The organism is Acidovorax sp. GW823-FHT05D11 (genome assembly GCF_058795695.1).
Genome location: NZ_CM179502.1, coordinates 2,137,439 through 2,153,037, shown reverse-complemented (window position 1 = coordinate 2,153,037; position 15,599 = coordinate 2,137,439). Strand labels below are relative to the sequence as shown.

The 15,599-nt window shown below is 67.2% G+C and carries 17 protein-coding genes; 7 read left to right on the top strand and 10 right to left on the bottom strand.

Features of this window, described 5'->3' with window-relative positions:
* Positions 1 to 107 precede the first annotated feature (107 nt).
* Positions 108 to 890 (top strand): 3-hydroxybutyrate dehydrogenase, encoded by a 783-nt coding sequence (locus tag AC3RCE_RS09890; RefSeq protein WP_218294229.1) that lies wholly within the window; start codon positions 108 to 110, stop codon positions 888 to 890.
* Positions 891 to 1,046: 156 nt separating this feature from the next.
* Here AC3RCE_RS09890 and AC3RCE_RS09885 read toward each other — a convergent pair whose 3' ends face one another.
* Positions 1,047 to 1,763, bottom strand: a complete 717-nt coding sequence (locus AC3RCE_RS09885) for an SIMPL domain-containing protein (RefSeq protein ID WP_492255034.1) — start codon at positions 1,761 to 1,763, stop codon at positions 1,047 to 1,049.
* A 217-nt stretch (positions 1,764 to 1,980) separates the two neighbouring features.
* Between AC3RCE_RS09885 and ompR the strand changes: the two genes are divergently transcribed.
* The gene (gene ompR / locus AC3RCE_RS09880; RefSeq protein ID WP_010460834.1) at positions 1,981 to 2,712 is read left to right on the top strand and encodes an osmolarity response regulator transcription factor OmpR; all 732 of its coding nucleotides are present in this window, start codon (positions 1,981 to 1,983) and stop codon (positions 2,710 to 2,712) included.
* Positions 2,713 to 2,731: 19 nt separating this feature from the next.
* Positions 2,732 to 4,270 carry an ATP-binding protein gene (locus AC3RCE_RS09875; RefSeq protein ID WP_218294227.1) on the top strand — a complete coding sequence of 513 codons (1,539 nt, stop codon included), beginning with the start codon at positions 2,732 to 2,734 and terminating at the stop codon, positions 4,268 to 4,270.
* Positions 4,271 to 4,303: 33 nt separating this feature from the next.
* Here the strand turns inward: AC3RCE_RS09875 and gudD are convergent, their stop codons facing one another.
* From gudD to AC3RCE_RS09835, 8 genes are all read right to left on the bottom strand, one after another.
* Positions 4,304 to 5,656, bottom strand: a complete 1,353-nt coding sequence (gene gudD / locus AC3RCE_RS09870; protein WP_492255033.1) for a glucarate dehydratase — start codon at positions 5,654 to 5,656, stop codon at positions 4,304 to 4,306.
* Between the two features lie 50 nt (positions 5,657 to 5,706).
* Positions 5,707 to 6,684 (bottom strand): Bug family tripartite tricarboxylate transporter substrate binding protein, encoded by a 978-nt coding sequence (locus AC3RCE_RS09865; RefSeq protein ID WP_492255032.1) that lies wholly within the window; start codon positions 6,682 to 6,684, stop codon positions 5,707 to 5,709.
* Positions 6,685 to 6,772: 88 nt separating this feature from the next.
* The gene (gene kdgD, locus AC3RCE_RS09860; RefSeq protein WP_218295311.1) at positions 6,773 to 7,684 is read right to left on the bottom strand and encodes a 5-dehydro-4-deoxyglucarate dehydratase; all 912 of its coding nucleotides are present in this window, start codon (positions 7,682 to 7,684) and stop codon (positions 6,773 to 6,775) included.
* Positions 7,685 to 8,033: 349 nt separating this feature from the next.
* Entirely contained in the window at positions 8,034 to 8,177 is a 144-nt protein-coding gene (locus AC3RCE_RS09855; protein WP_218294223.1) for a hypothetical protein, read from the bottom strand.
* Positions 8,171 to 8,344, bottom strand: coding sequence for a hypothetical protein (locus AC3RCE_RS09850; protein ID WP_369642238.1), 174 nt, complete (start codon positions 8,342 to 8,344; stop codon positions 8,171 to 8,173). Before AC3RCE_RS09850 ends, AC3RCE_RS09855 begins: the two co-directional genes overlap by 7 nt.
* A gap of 188 nt (positions 8,345 to 8,532) precedes the next feature.
* The gene (locus AC3RCE_RS09845; RefSeq protein WP_492255031.1) at positions 8,533 to 9,159 is read right to left on the bottom strand and encodes a DsbA family protein; all 627 of its coding nucleotides are present in this window, start codon (positions 9,157 to 9,159) and stop codon (positions 8,533 to 8,535) included.
* A 6-nt stretch (positions 9,160 to 9,165) separates the two neighbouring features.
* Positions 9,166 to 9,846, bottom strand: coding sequence for a glutathione S-transferase N-terminal domain-containing protein (locus AC3RCE_RS09840; protein ID WP_218294220.1), 681 nt, complete (start codon positions 9,844 to 9,846; stop codon positions 9,166 to 9,168).
* A 15-nt stretch (positions 9,847 to 9,861) separates the two neighbouring features.
* Positions 9,862 to 10,635 carry an enoyl-CoA hydratase/isomerase family protein gene (locus tag AC3RCE_RS09835; RefSeq protein ID WP_369642235.1) on the bottom strand — a complete coding sequence of 258 codons (774 nt, stop codon included), beginning with the start codon at positions 10,633 to 10,635 and terminating at the stop codon, positions 9,862 to 9,864.
* Positions 10,636 to 10,784: 149 nt separating this feature from the next.
* Between AC3RCE_RS09835 and AC3RCE_RS09830 the strand changes: the two genes are divergently transcribed.
* The 4 genes from AC3RCE_RS09830 to AC3RCE_RS09815 all read left to right on the top strand — a co-directional run bounded on the left by AC3RCE_RS09830 (position 10,785) and on the right by AC3RCE_RS09815 (position 13,899).
* Positions 10,785 to 11,516, top strand: a complete 732-nt coding sequence (locus tag AC3RCE_RS09830) for an NAD(P)H-dependent oxidoreductase (protein WP_492255030.1) — start codon at positions 10,785 to 10,787, stop codon at positions 11,514 to 11,516.
* Positions 11,509 to 12,342, top strand: coding sequence for an amidohydrolase family protein (locus AC3RCE_RS09825; RefSeq protein ID WP_492255029.1), 834 nt, complete (start codon positions 11,509 to 11,511; stop codon positions 12,340 to 12,342). The genes AC3RCE_RS09830 and AC3RCE_RS09825 overlap by 8 nt, the downstream gene beginning before the upstream one ends.
* Before the next feature lie 38 nt (positions 12,343 to 12,380).
* Positions 12,381 to 13,139, top strand: coding sequence for a Crp/Fnr family transcriptional regulator (locus AC3RCE_RS09820; RefSeq protein WP_218294216.1), 759 nt, complete (start codon positions 12,381 to 12,383; stop codon positions 13,137 to 13,139).
* 73 nt (positions 13,140 to 13,212) lie between these two features.
* A complete protein-coding gene (locus tag AC3RCE_RS09815; protein ID WP_369642232.1) occupies positions 13,213 to 13,899 on the top strand; it encodes a Crp/Fnr family transcriptional regulator in 687 nt (228 codons plus the stop codon).
* 4 nt (positions 13,900 to 13,903) lie between these two features.
* Here the strand turns inward: AC3RCE_RS09815 and AC3RCE_RS09810 are convergent, their stop codons facing one another.
* Positions 13,904 to 15,592, bottom strand: a complete 1,689-nt coding sequence (locus tag AC3RCE_RS09810; RefSeq protein ID WP_492255028.1) for an acyl-CoA synthetase — start codon at positions 15,590 to 15,592, stop codon at positions 13,904 to 13,906.
* Positions 15,593 to 15,599 lie beyond the last annotated feature (7 nt).

Below are 15,599 nucleotides of genomic sequence, written 5' to 3'. Positions count from 1 at the left end.
TCGCTGCGATTTGCGCCCTGCATCCATCCTGATCCGGGTGGCCGCGTGCCACGCAATCCGTGCCGCCCTTCCCTTGCGTTCATCGTAATTCATTCGGAGAGACTCTCATGCTGAAAGGCAAAACCGCCCTCGTCACCGGCTCGACCAGTGGCATTGGTCTTGGAATCGCGAAGGCACTGGCCCGCCAAGGCGCCAACATCGTGCTCAATGGCTTCGGAGACGTGGAAGGCCCGCGCGCCGAGGTGCTGGCCGCTGGCGAGGCTGCAGGTGTCCAGGTGGCCTACCACGGCGCCGACATGAGCCGTGTGGCCGACATCGAAGACATGATGAAGTACAGCACCGCGCAGTTCGGGCGCGTGGACATCCTCGTGAACAACGCCGGCATACAGCATGTGGCCAACGTGGAAGACTTCCCCGTGGAACGCTGGGACGCGGTGATCGCCATCAACCTCACGAGCGCCTTTCACACCTCGCGCCTGGCGCTGCCCGCCATGAAGGGCGCCAACTGGGGCCGCATCATCAACGTGGCATCGGTGCACGGCCTGGTGGGCTCGGCACAGAAGGCCGCCTACGTGGCGGCCAAGCACGGCATCGTGGGCCTGACCAAGGTGACCGCGCTGGAAAACGCCACCACCGGCGTGACCTGCAATGCCATCTGCCCCGGCTGGGTGCTGACGCCCCTGGTGCAAAAGCAGGTGGATGCCAAGGCAGCGGAACATGGCCTGTCCAACGAGGACGCCAAGAAGCTGCTGCTGGGCGAAAAAGAGCCCTCCATGCAGTTCACCACGCCGGAAGAACTGGGCGAGCTGGCCGTGTTCTTCTGCTCCCCCGCCGCCAACAACGTGCGCGGGGTGGCCTGGAACATGGACGGCGGCTGGGCGGCGCAGTAAGGGGCTGGGCCCCCGGGGGCACGGGGCCGCCGCCACATGCCCCCGGGCAGATGCTCCATTTTCAACAGCAGGTGCCGCTGCTCAGCCCAGAACAGACGGCACTTTCAGTGCGGGATTTGACTTTCAGCCTTGGCGCTGCGGCCGGGCCGGCCGGTCTCAACGCATCTGCACCGAGCCCGACACGTTGACGACCACCTGGGCCTTGCCCGCTTCCACCGGGACGGCGGAGTCCGCATAGGCCCCGCCCATCTTGGCCTCGGCGGCCATCATGCGTGGGCGGGGACCGGGCGCCATCTCATTGCTGTTCACCGCCACCTCGCGCAGGCTGTAGTTGCTGAAGCCAAACCCCTTGGCCAGCTCGGCCGCGCGGGCCTTGAACTGCTCGATGGCCTGGGTCTGGGCTTCATCCTCCACCTTGGCACGCGCCTCGCGCGACAGGCCGAACGCGACCTGGTGGATGGCCATGGTCTGGATCTTGCCCGCCGTGGTGGTGATGCGGGCGAAGTCGCGGCCTTCCAGCACCAGTTCCGCGCGGCCCTGCCAGCCATTGATCTTGCCGTCCTTGTTGTAGCGCGGGAAAAGGCCGAACGGGCCCGTGCGCACATCCAGCTGGCCGGGCTGGGCATTGCGCTTGGCTTCGGCCAGCGCCGTGTCGAGCGCCTGCTTGAGCTGCGCCTGCACGGTGGCGGCATCCGTGGCCTCCTTGCTGGTGGCGAGGCTGAGCACCAGCAGATCCTGCTGCACTTCGACCGTGCCCGTGGCTGACAGCTGCACCACATTGCGCGGCTCTGCCGCAGGTGCATTCTGAGCAAATGCGGCTCCAGCGCAAGCCAGAAAAGCGCCTGCAGCTATCATTTTGGTAGTCATCTTCATGGCGGAAACATCCTTGGCATCAAAGCGCCGCCCTTCGTTGGGCAGCGCGGGGCACCACGATAACCGCGTGGCATCCCGCCCATGATGAAGCCCCGCCGCGCACTGTGCGAAGCTGGGCAAAACTTGTAACAGTTGGTCAAACCCAAGGCCAAAACCCGAACTTCGGCGTTCCAAGTGGTCAGAATCGGCTCTGTTACAAATTGGACTTGGGATCAAGATGGCCACAACAACCAATCGCACCGACAAAGTTCTGGTGGTGGATGACGATGCACGAATCCGTGATCTGCTGCGCCGCTACCTCACCCAGGAAGGCTTTGAAGTCATGGTCGCCGAAGACGGCAAGGCACTCAACCGCCTGCTGTTGCGCGAGACCGTGGACATCATCGTGCTCGACCTGATGATGCCGGGCGAGGACGGCCTGTCCATCTGCCGCCGCCTGCGTGCGGCCAATGACCGCACGCCCATCATCATGCTCACCGCCAAGGGCGAGGACGTGGACCGCATCGTGGGCCTGGAAGTGGGCGCCGACGACTACCTGGGCAAACCGTTCAACCCCCGCGAACTGCTCGCGCGCATCCACGCCGTGCTGCGCCGCCGCCCCGCGCAGGAAGCCCCCGGTGCGCCTTCGGGCGACAACGAGGTCGTGACCTTCGGCCCCTTTACCTTCGACCTGGGCACCCGCGCACTGCAGCGCAATGGCGAAGAGCTGCCCCTGACCACGGGCGAGTTCGCCATGCTCAAGGCCCTGGTACGCCACCCGCGCCAGCCGCTGTCGCGCGAAAAGCTGGCCTTGCTGGCACGCGGCCGCGAGTTCGAGCCCTTCGACCGCAGCCTGGACGTGCAAGTCTCGCGCCTGCGCAAGCTGGTGGAAGTGGACGCCGCCGCGCCGCGCTACATCCAGACCGTGTGGGGCGTGGGCTACGTTTTCGTGCCGGACGGAACGAGCTGACCCCTTCCTTCTTTCTTGTATGCGCAAATCCGACGGCCATCCGAGGTCGAGATCACCATCGTTCCGGCAGTCCGTGACCGCTCCTTCCGACGCCACCAGCCCCGCCCCCCTCGAGTCCTTGAGACAGGCTCGGGAGCAACGGGCGCGCGTGGGCCTCAATCTCTTCTGGCGCACCTTCTTCCTGCTGGCGCTGCTCCTGGTGGGCAGCATCCTGGCATGGCTGCAGACACTGCGGGCGCTGGAGTTTGAACCGCGCACGCTGCACACCGCGCAGCAGATCGCCTCGCTGGTGAACCTGAGCCGCGCCGCGCTCGTGCACTCCGATGCCATCGCCCGCGTGTCGCTCATCAAGACCATGGCCGATCAGGAAGGCGTGCGCATCCTGCCGCGCGAGCCGCGCGACAAATTCGAACTGCTGGAGGGCACGGCCCTGGGCAACCGCCTGACCGACGAGCTCACCCAGCGCCTGGGCCCCGACACCATCGTGGCGCAAAACGTGAATGGAGAAACAGGCCTGTGGGTCGGCTTCAACATCAACGGCGACCCCAACTGGCTGCTGATGGACCGCTCGCGCTTCAGCCCAGCGGGCGGCCGCACCTGGCTGATCTGGCTGATCACGGCGGGGGCGCTGTCACTGGCGGGCGCCGCGGCCATTGCACGGCTGATCAATCGGCCGCTCAAGCAGCTTTCCTACGCCGCCAACCGCGTCAAGGACGGCGATTTCGCGGCCAGCCATCTCGACGAAGAGGTGGTGACCAGTGAAATCCGCGAGGTGAACATCGGCTTCAACCGCATGGCGCAGAAGCTCGCCAAGCTGGAGCAGGACCGCGCCGTGATGCTGGCCGGCATTTCGCACGACCTGCGCACGCCGCTGGCGCGCCTGCGGCTCGAAACCGAGATGAGCGTGAACGATGAAGTCGCGCGCGAGCACATGGTGGCCGACATCGTGCAGCTCGACGCCACCATCGACAAGTTCCTCGACTACGCGCGGCCTGACCACGTGACGCTGACACCCGTCAACCTGCATGCGGTGGTCTCGTCCTGCGTGTACGCCGTGCAGGACCACCGCGAACTCCAGATCACCATGTCGGTGCCCGAAGACCTGAACGTGCTGGCTGACGAAGTGGAACTGGCGCGCGTGATCTCCAACCTGCTGGAGAACGCCCGGCGCTATGGCAAGACCGAGGACACCGGCATCACCAGCGTGGACATCGTCGCGAAAGGCCGGGAGAACTGGGTGCTGGTCAAACTGCGCGACCATGGCCCGGGCGTGCCGCCCGAGCAGCTGTCCAACCTGACCAAACCCTTCTTCCGGGGGGATTCCGCCCGCACGGCCGCCGCCGGTGCGGGGCTGGGGCTGTCCATCGTCGACAAGACGGTGCAGCGCATGGGCGGCATCTTCGCGCTGGCCAATTCCAGCACGGGCGGCCTGGTGGCCCACCTGCAGTTGCAGCGTGCCACCGACCTGCCCGACGGCGCCGACCCCAAGCAGCGCCTGCAGCGGCCGTCCATCAAGCGCCAGCTGCCAAGACGCCGGGCGGAAGACAAGACCGCCTGACTCAAGCATCCGCTCCCCGGGCCGCAGGCCCGTTCAGCGCAACATGCAGGGCGATTTGTTGTTGAACTTCCAGCCGGGGATCAGGTACTGCATGGCAATCGCATCGTCGCGCGCGCCCAGGCCGTGCTCCAGGTACAGGCGGTGCGCGCGCTCCACCTCGTCCATGTCCAGCTCCACGCCCAGGCCGGGCTTCTTGGGCAACTCGATAAAGCCGTTCTTGATCTGGAACGGCTCCTTCGTCAGCCGCTCACCGTCCTGCCAGATCCAGTGCGTGTCGATGGCCGTCACGCGCCCCGGTGCGGCGGCGCCCACGTGGGTGAACATGGCCAGCGAGACGTCGAAATGGTTGTTGGAATGCGAGCCCCAGGTCAGGCCGAAGGCCTGGCACATCTGCGCCACGCGCACCGAACCGGCCATGGTCCAGAAATGCGGGTCGGCCAGGGGGATGTCCACCGACTGCAGGGCCAGGCTGTGCGCCATTTCGCGCCAGTCGGTGGCCACCATGTTGGTGGCGGTGGGCAGGCCGGTGGCGCGGCGGAACTCCGCCATCACCTCGCGGCCCGAGAACACGCCTTCGGCGCCGCAGGGGTCCTCGGCATAGGCCATCACGCCGTGCAGGTCGCGCGTGATGCGGATGGCGTCCTTGAGCAGCCAGCCGCCGTTGGGGTCCAGCGTCACGCGCGCCTCCGGGAAGCGCTCATGCAGCGCGCGAATCGCCTCGACCTCTTCCTCGCCACGCAGCACGCCGCCCTTGAGCTTGAAGTCGGCAAAGCCATAGCGCTCGTACGCGGCCTCGGCCAGGCGCACGATGCCGTCGGCGGTCATGGCCTTCTCGTTGCGCAGGCGGAACCAGTCGTTGTCGGCGCCGGGCTCGGCGCGGTAGGCCAGGTCGGTCTTTGCGCGGTCGCCCACGTAGAACAAATAGCCCAGCATCTGCACCGCCTCGCGCTGCACGCCATCGCCCAGCAGCGCGGCCACGGGCACGTTCAGGTGCTGGCCCAGCAGGTCCAGGAAGGCCGATTCCACCGCCGTCACCGCGTGGATGGTGATGCGCAGATCGAAGGTCTGCAGCCCGCGCCCGCCCGCATCGCGGTCGGCGAACCGGGCGCGCATGGCGTTGAGCACGGCGTTGTGGTGGCCGATGGGCCGGCCCACGATCAGCGGGCGCGCGTCCTCGATGGTCTGGCGGATCTTCTCGCCGCCGGGCACCTCGCCCACCCCGGTGTTGCCCGCGCTGTCGCGCAGGATGATCAGGTTGCGCGTGAAGAACGGGCCGTGCGCGCCGCTCAGGTTCATGAGCATGCTGTCGTGGCCCGCCACGGACACCACGCGCAGCTCGGTGACGACGGGGGTGCTGGCGGCGGAGGGGATGGATGGGGTGGTCATGGTGGTCCGGAAGCGAAGATGAGGCGCCCGAAGGCGCCTCGGGGTAAATCTCAATCAGCAGTGATTTTTCGGGTTTCGATGACCGTCTTCCAGCGCGCGAATTCGCGTGCCTGGTAGGCGGTGAAAGCCTCGGGCGTGCTGGCCACGATCTCCAGGCCCTGGTCGAGCATGCGCTTCTTCACGGCGGGGTCGTTCATGGCGGCGATGGCGGCATCCGAAAGCTTCTTCTTGAGCGCGGGTGGCAGGCCCTTGGGCGCGGCCATGCCCTGCCACGAGTACACCTCGGCACCGGCCACGCCGGCCTCGGCCAGGGTGGGCACGTCGGGCAGCACGGGGCTGCGCTTGTCGCCGGTGACGGCAATCGCATGCAGCTTGCCGCCGCGGATGTGCTGCAGCACGGCGTTCACGTTCTGGAACGAGAACTCCACCTGCCCGCCCAGCAGGTCGTTGATGGCCGGCGCGCCGCCCTTGTAGGGGATGTGCAGGCCTTCGGTGCCGCTTTGCTGCCAGAAGACCTCGGCCGAGAGGTGGTCCGACGAGCCGTTGCCCGAGCTCGCAAAGCTCACCTTGCCGGGGTTGGCCTTGAGCTGCGCGATCACCTCCTTCACGGTGCGTGCCTTTTGCGCCGGCGAGGCCACCAGCACATTGGGTGCCTGCACGGGCACGGTGATGTAGTCGAAATCCTTGAGCGCGTCGTACGGCACGCTCTTGAGCAGGTGCGGCGCCACCACGAAGGCGCCCAGGGACGACACCAGCAACGTGTAGCCATCGGGCGCGGCGCGTTTGACGGCACCCGCACCCAGCGTGCCCGTGGCACCGGGGCGGTTGTCCACCACGAAGTTCTGGCCCAGCTTGTCGCCCATGTGCTGGGCCATGGCGCGCGCCACCATGTCGGTGGAGCCGCCCGCCGGAAACGGCACAACGATGGTGACGGGCTTTTCGGGCCAGGGCGTGGCGGCCGTCTGGGCCGATGCGGAAAACGCCAGGGTGCAGGCGCTGGCCACGAGCAGCAGTTGATTGACGAACATGGGGGATGTCTCCTGAGGTGGTGGTGGTGGTCGGCGGCCCTCTGCGGGGCCTTGGGTTGAAGGGTTGGCGTGGGACAGGGGGGCGCGCTTACTGCGGGCCGAGCTTGTCGATGAGCGCCTTGAGCTCTTCCATCTCGCTGGGCTTCAAGTCCGTCAGCGGCGCGCGCACCGGCCCACCGTCATGGCCCACGATCCTGGCGCCCGCCTTGATGATGCTCACGCCATAGCCCTCCACCCGGTTGCGGATGGCCAGGTAGGGCATGAAGAACTCCTTGAGCAGCCTGTGCTGCGTGGCCGTGTCGTCGGCCGCCACGGCCTTGTAGAAGTCCATCGCCGTCTTGGGAATGAAGTTGAACACTGCGGACGAATACACCGGCGTGCCCAGCGCCTTGTAGGCCGCCGCATACACCTCGGCCGTGGGCAGGCCGCCCAGGTAGGAGAAGCGGTCACCCATCTTCATGAAGATGGAAGACATGGTCTCGATGTTGCCCACGCCGTCCTTGAAGCCGATCAGGTTGGGGCAGCGGTCGGCCAGGATGGCCAGGGAATCGGCAGTCAGCTTGGTGCGGTCGCGGTTGTAGACGATCACGCCGAACTTCACGCTGTTGCACACGGCGGCCACATGCTCGATCAGGCCCTCCTGGCCGGCTTCGGTCAGGTAGTGGGGCAACAGCAGGATGCCGTGGGCGCCCAGGCGCTCGGCCTCCTGGGCATGGGCGATGGCGGTGCGGGTGGGGCCGCCGGCGCCGGCAATGATGGGCACCTTGCCGCGGCAGGTGTCCACGGCGGTCTTGATGACCTGGCCGTACTCGGGGCCCGAGAGCGAGAAATACTCGCCCGTGCCGCCGGCGGCGAACAGGGCGCTGGCGCCATAGGGGGCGAGCCACTCCAGGCGCTCGATGTAGGTCCTGGGGCGGAATTCACCCTGCTCGTCGAAGTCCGTGATGGGGAAGGACAGCAGGCCGGAGCCCATGATGGATTTGAGGTCTTGCGGGGTCATGGATGGTGGTATCAGGTCTGGTGGGTGGTCAGGGCGTATCAACAGGTCGTACAAGCGGCTTGCAGCACGCTGCCTTCAGCGGTTTCAAGCAGTGTTCAAGGGGGCGAGCCGCCTTTCAGACCGACCAAAGCGGCTTGAAAACCCGCTTCAGACCATGCCTAAACGGCAGCAACGCACGAATGTTAACGTTAACATTTCCACAAACTATAGGGAAAACCCTTTGTTATGCGACATCTTGGGAAATTGCGGAAGGGGTGTGGGCTGACCGGAGCCGGCCCGAACGGCCCCTTCGATGCCCCGAGGACGCCGGGTACGAGACCGTTGTGCCGACGGCGTGACCCCTTCTCGGCTACCGCACCGCAGGCGCGGCCGCAAACACCTCGATGGTTTCGAGCGCCGAGACCGGGCGGCCGGCCTTGCCATCGCCCGCTACCACCAGCCGCGCCATACCGCGTGCCAGTGGCTGGCCGTCCAGCCGACAGGCGATCAGCACGCGCTGGTTGTCCAGCGACACCAGGGCTGGTAGCCGTCGGCCCCGGTGGCTACCAAGTACACGCCCTGCACGTTGGCACCGCCGGCGCTCTCGGCCTCGACGCCGGCCACGCTACTCAGCAACACCCACCGGTCCGCGCCCATGCAGCGGCCCAGGTAGCGCAGCATGTACCAGCCCGAGAGCGGTGGCGGCCAGCACAGCCTTCATCAACAGGGCATTCCAGCGGGGCATGGGGCTTTCCGGTAGTGCTTGGGCAATGGGTCATTCTGGCACCATGGGCCGGGCCAGCCCCACCACCCTCACACCTGCTTGCACATACCGCACCACCCCGTCCTCTGGCTGGTTTCGCCGCACGTCAACTGGCATCTGCACTGTTGCGCAAGGCCTCCAGGCGCCGTGCCAGCAACTCCATGCGGTCGCCGCCCCAGAACAGCTCGCCCTGGCAGACGAACGATGGCGCGCCAAACACCCCCAGCGCTTCGGCCCTGCCCACAGCCATCGCAAAGTCACTCTGTGCGCATTGCTGCAGGTAGCCGCGCCAGTCGCCCGCGCTGAGCCCAGCACCCACGAGGGCCGACTCCACCTGCTCGGGTGACTCGAGGTCGAACTCGCGGCGCCAGAACGCGGCCAGCAGCGGATCGCAGAACTCCCACAGCCTGTGCCGCGACCGCGCGAACAGCAGGGCCTGGCTGGCCAGTGTCGCGTCCCACAGCTTGGTGGTGGCGCGGATGGTGAGGCCTTGCAGCTGCGCCAGGCGGCGGCAGTCCATGTACAGGTACTTGAGCTTGGCCACGTCCCGCGGGGAGCGCTCGCTCACCTCGCCGCCATAAGCCGATTGAAAGTCCGTGATGTATGGCCACCAATCGAAGCGCAACCCGCTGCGCTGCTCCAGATCGCGCGCCTGCCGCAGCGCCAGGTACGAGTACGGGCTGCGCAGATCGATGAAGGCATCCACGCCGGCCGTGCTGCTGTGGTCCGGCATGCCCGGTTACCCGCGCTCGAAGAGGTTGTGCCTGGCGTCGCTGGACGTGGTCACATCCACCCAGCTCCCGCGCAACAGGTCCATCGCTCGCCCCACGGCGGGCCGGCTGCGCACACGGCCATACCAGGCCTGCACGCGCGGAAAATCGTCCAGCGCAACGCCCGTCATCTTGTGGATGCGCACCCACGGAAAACAGGCGATGTCGGCGATGGAATAGGCGCCGCCAATGTACTCGCGGCCTTCGAGCCGCTCATCGAGTACCTTGAGCAGCCGCCGCGTCTCGTTCTGGTAGCGCCCGATGCCGTAGGGAACCGGCTCTGGCGCATAGCGAAAGAAATGCTGCGCCTGCCCCATCATCGGCCCGAGCCCGCCCACCTGCCAGAAAAGCCACTGCAGCACATCGCTTCGTGCACGCAGTTCGGCGGGCACGAAGCGCTGCGCCTTGTCCGCCAGGTACAGCAGGATGGCGCCGGTCTCGAACACCGTGAAGGGCCCGCCCCCATCGGCCGGGGCATGGTCGACGATGGCCGGGATCTTGCCATTGGGGTTGATGGCACGGTAGGCCGGCTGGTGCTGGTCGCCCTGGGTGATATTGATGGGCACCAGGCGGTAGGGAACGCCTAGCTCCTCCACCAGGATGTGCACCTTGTGCCCGTTGGGTGCGGGCCAGCTGTAGAGGTCGATCATGGATACCCCTGTGCTTCAGCGCTTGCGCATGATCTCTTGCCGGCGGCGGTCCTGCGCACGGCGGTTGCCCGCGTCGCCCATGCCGGCAGGCAGGTAGTCGTCCAGGGCCACGGTGCGCTCCTCGATCTGGCGCATCACGCTGTCGTGCAGCGCCTTCTTGGACATCGCGTAGGCGGTGTTGCAGTCGGGTGTGATGCACTTCGCATAGCCGATGGCCGTGGCGAGCAGTTGCTCGGGCTCCACCACCTCGTGGAAGAAACCCAGTCGCTCGGCCTCTTCCAGTGTGTAGAGCTTGCCGCGCAGCGTGGCGAGCGCGCCCACCTGGTCGCCCAGGGCGTATTTGATGATCTCCACGTAGGCCGCCGGCATGGGGATGCCGATGGGCACTTCGTTCAGGCCGAACTTGGCGGGTTTGCGCGCCGCCACGCGGAAGTCGCAGTCCAGCGCCGTGATCAGCCCGCCCGCGATGGCATGGCCGTTGACCGCCGCTACCGTGGGCCGGGAGTACTCGAAGATCCGCAGATTGGTCTCGCGGTAGGCCTTGTACCACTCGCGGACGGCATCCTTGCTCCCGCTGCCGAAGATGCCGAAGCTGTAGTCGAAATCGATCCCGGCCGAGAACGCGTCGCCCTGCCCCGTGAGCACCACCGGCAGTTCACAGAACTCGCGTTCGAGCCGGTCGAAGGCATCGTGCAGGTCGGCAAAAAAAAGCGCGTTCTGCACGTTGACCTTGTTGGTGTTCATGCGGACGACGGCGCAGCCGTCCACCGCCTCGATATGCCATGCCATGGGTGTCTCCTTCGTGGGTCTGCAAAGCTTGCTGATTGCCGGCTTCATGCTAGCCACAAGGGCTCGGCCATGTTGTCTTTGCAACGACAACGCACGCGGCGGTTCCGGGCTACAAACCTGCCAACGAACCCAGCCTGAAAGCGAGCCCCATGCCACGTGCCCACATCGTCTATACCCACCCCGAACCTCGTTCTTTCGTCGCGGCCATGCGCGACACCACCCAGGCGGCATTGGCCAACGCAGGCTGGCAAACCAGCGCGACCGACCTGCATGCTGCGGGCTTTGGCGCCGTGGCCAGTGCCACGGATTTCAGCGAACGGGCAAGCCCCGGACACCTGGTGTATCCGCTGGAGCAGCGGCACGCGTGGGAGCATGGCAGCCTCGCCCCCGAGATCGCGAACGAGGTCCGGGCAGTGATAGACGCAGACCTGCTGGTGCTCGTCTTCCCGGTGTTCTGGTTCTCGGTGCCGGCGCAGATGAAGGGCTGGATAGACCGGGTGTTCCTGTCCGGCGTGTTCTACGGGGGACGGCGGGTGTACGACCGGGGTGGCATGGTGGGCAAACATGCGCTGGTGGTGGCCGCCCTGGGCGGGCGCGAGCGCATGTTCGGCACCGGCGCCCTGCACGGCGAGCTCACTGGAATGATGCGCCACCTGCTGCAGGGCACTCTGGGGTATGCGGGGTTCTCCGTCTACGAACCCTTCTTTGCGCACCACGTGCCTTATGTGGACGATGCCACGCGGGCCGGCATGCTCATGCGCCTGTGGAACGAACTCCAGGCCCTGGGCACCCGGCCTGTGCTGCCCATGCCCAGCCTGCAAGGCTTCGACGACCATTTCAACCCAACCAGCACCACGCCGGGGAGCACCACCAATGCCTGAAATCATCGATGCCTGGATGCAATTGCCGAACCAGCCTTACCTGCTGGACTCCATGTTCGATTCATTGCGCCGCTGGCCCACCCACTGGCGCTCCCTGGCGCAGGAAAACCCCGGCATCACGCACGATGAAGCGCTGGCGACCTTCCGCGCCCAAGGCGTCCAGCGCGTCCTGGCCAGCGCCTGGTGGGGGCCTGCCGGGCCGATGATCACCAACGACGAGGTGGCAGCGGCCACGCAGGCGCATCCCGGCCAGGTGGTGGGCATCGCCTCGGTCGATCTCCACCGGCCCATGGACGCCGTGCGCGAACTGCGCCGCTGCGTGCGGCAGTTCGGCTTCAAGGGCGTGCGCGTGCTGCCCTGGCTCTGGGGCCTGCCGCCCGACGATCGCCGCTACTACCCACTGTATGCCGAATGCGTGGAACTGGACGTCACCTTCTACCTGCAGGTCGGGCATGCAGGCCCCATGCGCCCTTCCGAGCCGGGCCGGCCGATGCCGTACCTGGACCACGTGGCACATGAATTCCCGGATCTGCGCATCGTGGGCGGACACATCGGTTTCCCATGGGTGAACGAGATGGTCTCGCTGATGATGAAGCATCCCAACGTCTATGTGGACACATCGGCCTACAAGGCCTCGCGCTTCCCGCCAGAACTGGTCGCCTACCTGCGCGGCCCGGGCCGGCACAAGGTGCTGTTCGGCACCAACTACCCCATGCTCACACCGGCAGAATGCCTGGCTGGGCTCGATGCCCTGGGCCTGGACGCAGAGACGAGAGCCCTGTACCTGGCGGGCAACGCGCGCCGCGCGTTCAAGCTATCCCCCTGACCGATACTGCAAGCTCTGACCACCCAGGGACTCAAGCCATGCCTTCTCGCACCCCATCGAGCCCGCTTGAAACGCCCGTGCCCTCACGCGGGAAAAGGGCAGCACATGCCCCCGCAGGCACCGGCCTGGTGGACTTCCTGGAGTCGTCGGCCTGGTACCGCGTGCTGTCGCCCGAGTTGCAAGCCGTGGTCCTGCGCACCGCGAGCGAGCGGATCACCGTCCCCGGCGAGCTGGTGGCCCACCGGGGGCAACCCTGCACCCACTGGTACGGGCTGGTGCGCGGCTTCCTGCAGATGTACGTGGTGGCGTCGGACGGTGCCGAAACCACGCTGTATTGTTTGCGCGAGGGCGAATGGGGCGGCGAGGGCTCGCTGCTCAAGAAGGAACTGCGCCAGTACGACCTGCGCTCGCTCACGCCGGCCCACCTGTGCCTGGTGCCGGTGGAGACCTTCGAGACGCTGCGCCAGTCGTCCATCGCGTTCAACCATGTGATCTGCGACATCATGAACGCGCGCATGGGGGTGTTCGTGGGCATGCTGGAGGCATCGCGCCTGCGCGGGCCCGAGACGCGGGTGGCCCGGGCCCTTCTGATGCTGGCCGACAGCCAGGGCGAGGCGGTGCAGGAGCTGCTGATCTCGCAGCAGGAACTGGCCCTGATCTGCGGGCTCTCGCGCCAGCGGGTGAACGTGGCGCTCAGCGTGTTCAAGCCCCGGGGCATCGTGCGCATCGAGCCCAACAAGGGCTCGCTGATCGTGCATGTGCCGCTGCTGCGCGACCATGTGACGGGCATCGCCTGAACCTTCGGGCCGGCCCCATTGGCGCGGAGCGTGATCTCCCGCAGAATCCGGCGGTGCCTGTTTCCACGCCACCATGACCGCAGATCCCCTCGACCTCTTCCTTGCCCAGTCGCCCTGGATGTCCGCCCTCACCGCCGAGGAGGCCGCGCGCGTGCGCCGGGCGATCACGGTGCGCAGCTACCCTGCGGGCGGCGCGGTGTTCTCGAAGGGCACGCCCACCGCGCATTGGGCCGGGGTGATGGAAGGCATGCTCAAGCTGGACAACATCACCGCCGAAGGCCGCACCAGCACTTTCGCGGGCGTGCCCTCGGGCGCCTGGTTTGGCGAGGGCTCGGTGCTCAAGGACGAGCCCCGTCCCTACGCCGTGACGGCGCTGACCGACAGCGTGGTGGCCCTGCTGCCGCGCAGCGAGTTCCTGCGGCTGCTGCAAGAGAGCCACCCTTTTGCGCTGTGGCTGATCGGGCAGCTCAACGCGCGCCTGGCGCACTACGTGGCGCAGGTGCAGACCGACCGGCTGGGCGACACCACGGCGCAGGTGGCCTACAGCCTGTCCGGCCTGTTCAACGACGCGCTGTTCCCCAACACCGCGCGGCGCATCACGCTGTCGCAGGAGGAACTGGGGCGCCTGTCCGGCGTGTCGCGCCAGGTGGCCAACCGGGCATTGCAGGAACTGCAGGACCGGGGTGCGATCCGCCTGGGCTATGGCTCGATCGAGGTGATCGACCTGCAGGTGCTGCAGTCGATTGCCCGCGAAGGCTGAACGCTCAGCCTGCGGGCTCTGCCTGAATCTGTGCCAGCTTGGTGATGGCCTCGCGGCTGCCCGCGATCTCGCGCAGGCGGAACTTCTGGATCTTGCCGGTGGCGGTCTTGGGCAAGACCTCGAACACGACCTGGCGCGGGCACTTGAAGCGCGCCAGATGGCTGCGGCAGAACTCGATCAGCTCCTCGGCACTGACGCTGCCTGCGGCATCGGGCTTGAGCTCCACGAAGGCGCAGGGCACCTCGCCCCAGCGTTCGTCGGGCTGGGCCACCACGGCGGCCAGCAGCACGGCGGGGTGGCGGTGCAGCACGTCTTCCACCTCCACCGAGGAGATGTTCTCGCCGCCCGAGATGATCACGTCCTTGGAGCGGTCGGTGATCTGCACATAGCCGTCGGGGTGCAGCACCGCGATGTCGCCGGTGTGGAACCAGCCGCCGGCAAAGGCCTTGGCCGTGGCGCCGGGGTTCTTGAGGTAGCCCTTCATCACAGTATTGCCGCGCAGCATGATTTCGCCAGCCGTCACGCCATCGGCCGGCACGGGCTCCAGCGTGTCGGGGTCGAGCACGCGCAGGTGCTCCAGCGCCGCGGCGCGCACACCCTGCCGCGCCTGCAGCCGGGCACGCCCGGCTTCGGGCAGGGCCGCCCACCCGGGCTGGCGCACGCAGCTCACCGGCGTGCCCGAGACTTCGGTGATGCCGTACACATGGTCCACGTCGAAGCCCATCGCGGCGATGGCCTGCAGGATGGCGGCGGGCGGCGGCGAGCCCGCCGTGAGCACGCGCACCGGGCGCGGCAGCGCGATGCGCTCGTGCGCCGGTGCATTCGCCAGCATGGCCAGCACGGTGGGCGCGGCACAGAAATGGTCCACACCGTGCTCGGCAATGGCCTCGAAGATGGCCTTGGCCGTGACCTTGCGCAGGCACACATGCGTGCCCGCCGCGGCCGTGACGGCCCAGGTGAAGCACCAGCCGTTGGCGTGGAACATGGGCAGCGTCCACAGATACACCGGGCGGCGCGGCATCGCCCAGTCGGTCATTTGCAACAGGCTCATGAGGTAGGCCCCGCGGTGGCTGGGCACCACGCCCTTGGGGTCGCCGGTGGTGCCCGAGGTGTAGTTCAGTGCGATCGGGTCCCACTCGTCCTCGGGCCACAGGCCTTCGAAGGCCGGATCACCCTCGGCCAGCAGGGCTTCGTAGTCGAGCTCGCCCAGGGCCGGCTGCGCGGGCAGGCCCGCATCGTGGATGGTGATCACCAGCGGCGGCTGCGCCAGGCCCTCGACGGCCCGGGCCGCGAGCGCCGAAAATTCGCTGTCCACCAGCAGCACGCGCGCCTCGCCGTGGCGCAGGATGAAGCGGATGGCCTCGGCGTCGAGCCGGCAGTTGACGGCGTTGATGACCGCACCGCACAGGGGGATGCCCAGGTGCGCCTCCAGCATCGCGGGCGTGTTGGGCGCCAGGATGGCCACGGTGTCGCCGCGCTGCACGCCGCGTTGTGCCAGTGCGCTGGCCAAGCGGTAGGCGCGCTCGCGCGTCTGCGCCCAGGTCTGCGTGGTGCCGCCATGCACCACGGCGATGCCTTCGGGATGCACCTGCGCGCTGCGGTCCAGAAAGCCCAGCGGCGTGAGCGGCAGGTGGTTGGCGGGGGTGCGTTCCAGGCCGTGCTGGTAGGGGCTGTGGTGGGCTGCTTGGCTCATGCTGGTC

Bases quoted from the DNA above. Each gene is read 5' to 3' on its own strand.
- AC3RCE_RS09890 (WP_218294229.1), top strand. From the start codon at position 108: ATGCTGAAAGGCAAAACCGCCCTCGTCACCGGCTCGACCAGTGGCATT.
- AC3RCE_RS09885 (WP_492255034.1), bottom strand. From the start codon at position 1,763: ATGAAGATGACTACCAAAATGATAGCTGCAGGCGCTTTTCTGGCTTGC.
- ompR (WP_010460834.1), top strand. From the start codon at position 1,981: ATGGCCACAACAACCAATCGCACCGACAAAGTTCTGGTGGTGGATGAC.
- AC3RCE_RS09875 (WP_218294227.1), top strand. From the start codon at position 2,732: ATGCGCAAATCCGACGGCCATCCGAGGTCGAGATCACCATCGTTCCGG.
- gudD (WP_492255033.1), bottom strand. From the start codon at position 5,656: ATGACCACCCCATCCATCCCCTCCGCCGCCAGCACCCCCGTCGTCACC.
- AC3RCE_RS09865 (WP_492255032.1), bottom strand. From the start codon at position 6,684: ATGTTCGTCAATCAACTGCTGCTCGTGGCCAGCGCCTGCACCCTGGCG.
- kdgD (WP_218295311.1), bottom strand. From the start codon at position 7,684: ATGACCCCGCAAGACCTCAAATCCATCATGGGCTCCGGCCTGCTGTCC.
- AC3RCE_RS09850 (WP_369642238.1), bottom strand. From the start codon at position 8,344: ATGCTGCGCTACCTGGGCCGCTGCATGGGCGCGGACCGGTGGGTGTTG.
- AC3RCE_RS09845 (WP_492255031.1), bottom strand. From the start codon at position 9,159: ATGCCGGACCACAGCAGCACGGCCGGCGTGGATGCCTTCATCGATCTG.
- AC3RCE_RS09840 (WP_218294220.1), bottom strand. From the start codon at position 9,846: ATGATCGACCTCTACAGCTGGCCCGCACCCAACGGGCACAAGGTGCAC.
- AC3RCE_RS09835 (WP_369642235.1), bottom strand. From the start codon at position 10,635: ATGGCATGGCATATCGAGGCGGTGGACGGCTGCGCCGTCGTCCGCATG.
- AC3RCE_RS09830 (WP_492255030.1), top strand. From the start codon at position 10,785: ATGCCACGTGCCCACATCGTCTATACCCACCCCGAACCTCGTTCTTTC.
- AC3RCE_RS09825 (WP_492255029.1), top strand. From the start codon at position 11,509: ATGCCTGAAATCATCGATGCCTGGATGCAATTGCCGAACCAGCCTTAC.
- AC3RCE_RS09820 (WP_218294216.1), top strand. From the start codon at position 12,381: ATGCCTTCTCGCACCCCATCGAGCCCGCTTGAAACGCCCGTGCCCTCA.
- AC3RCE_RS09815 (WP_369642232.1), top strand. From the start codon at position 13,213: ATGACCGCAGATCCCCTCGACCTCTTCCTTGCCCAGTCGCCCTGGATG.
- AC3RCE_RS09810 (WP_492255028.1), bottom strand. From the start codon at position 15,592: ATGAGCCAAGCAGCCCACCACAGCCCCTACCAGCACGGCCTGGAACGC.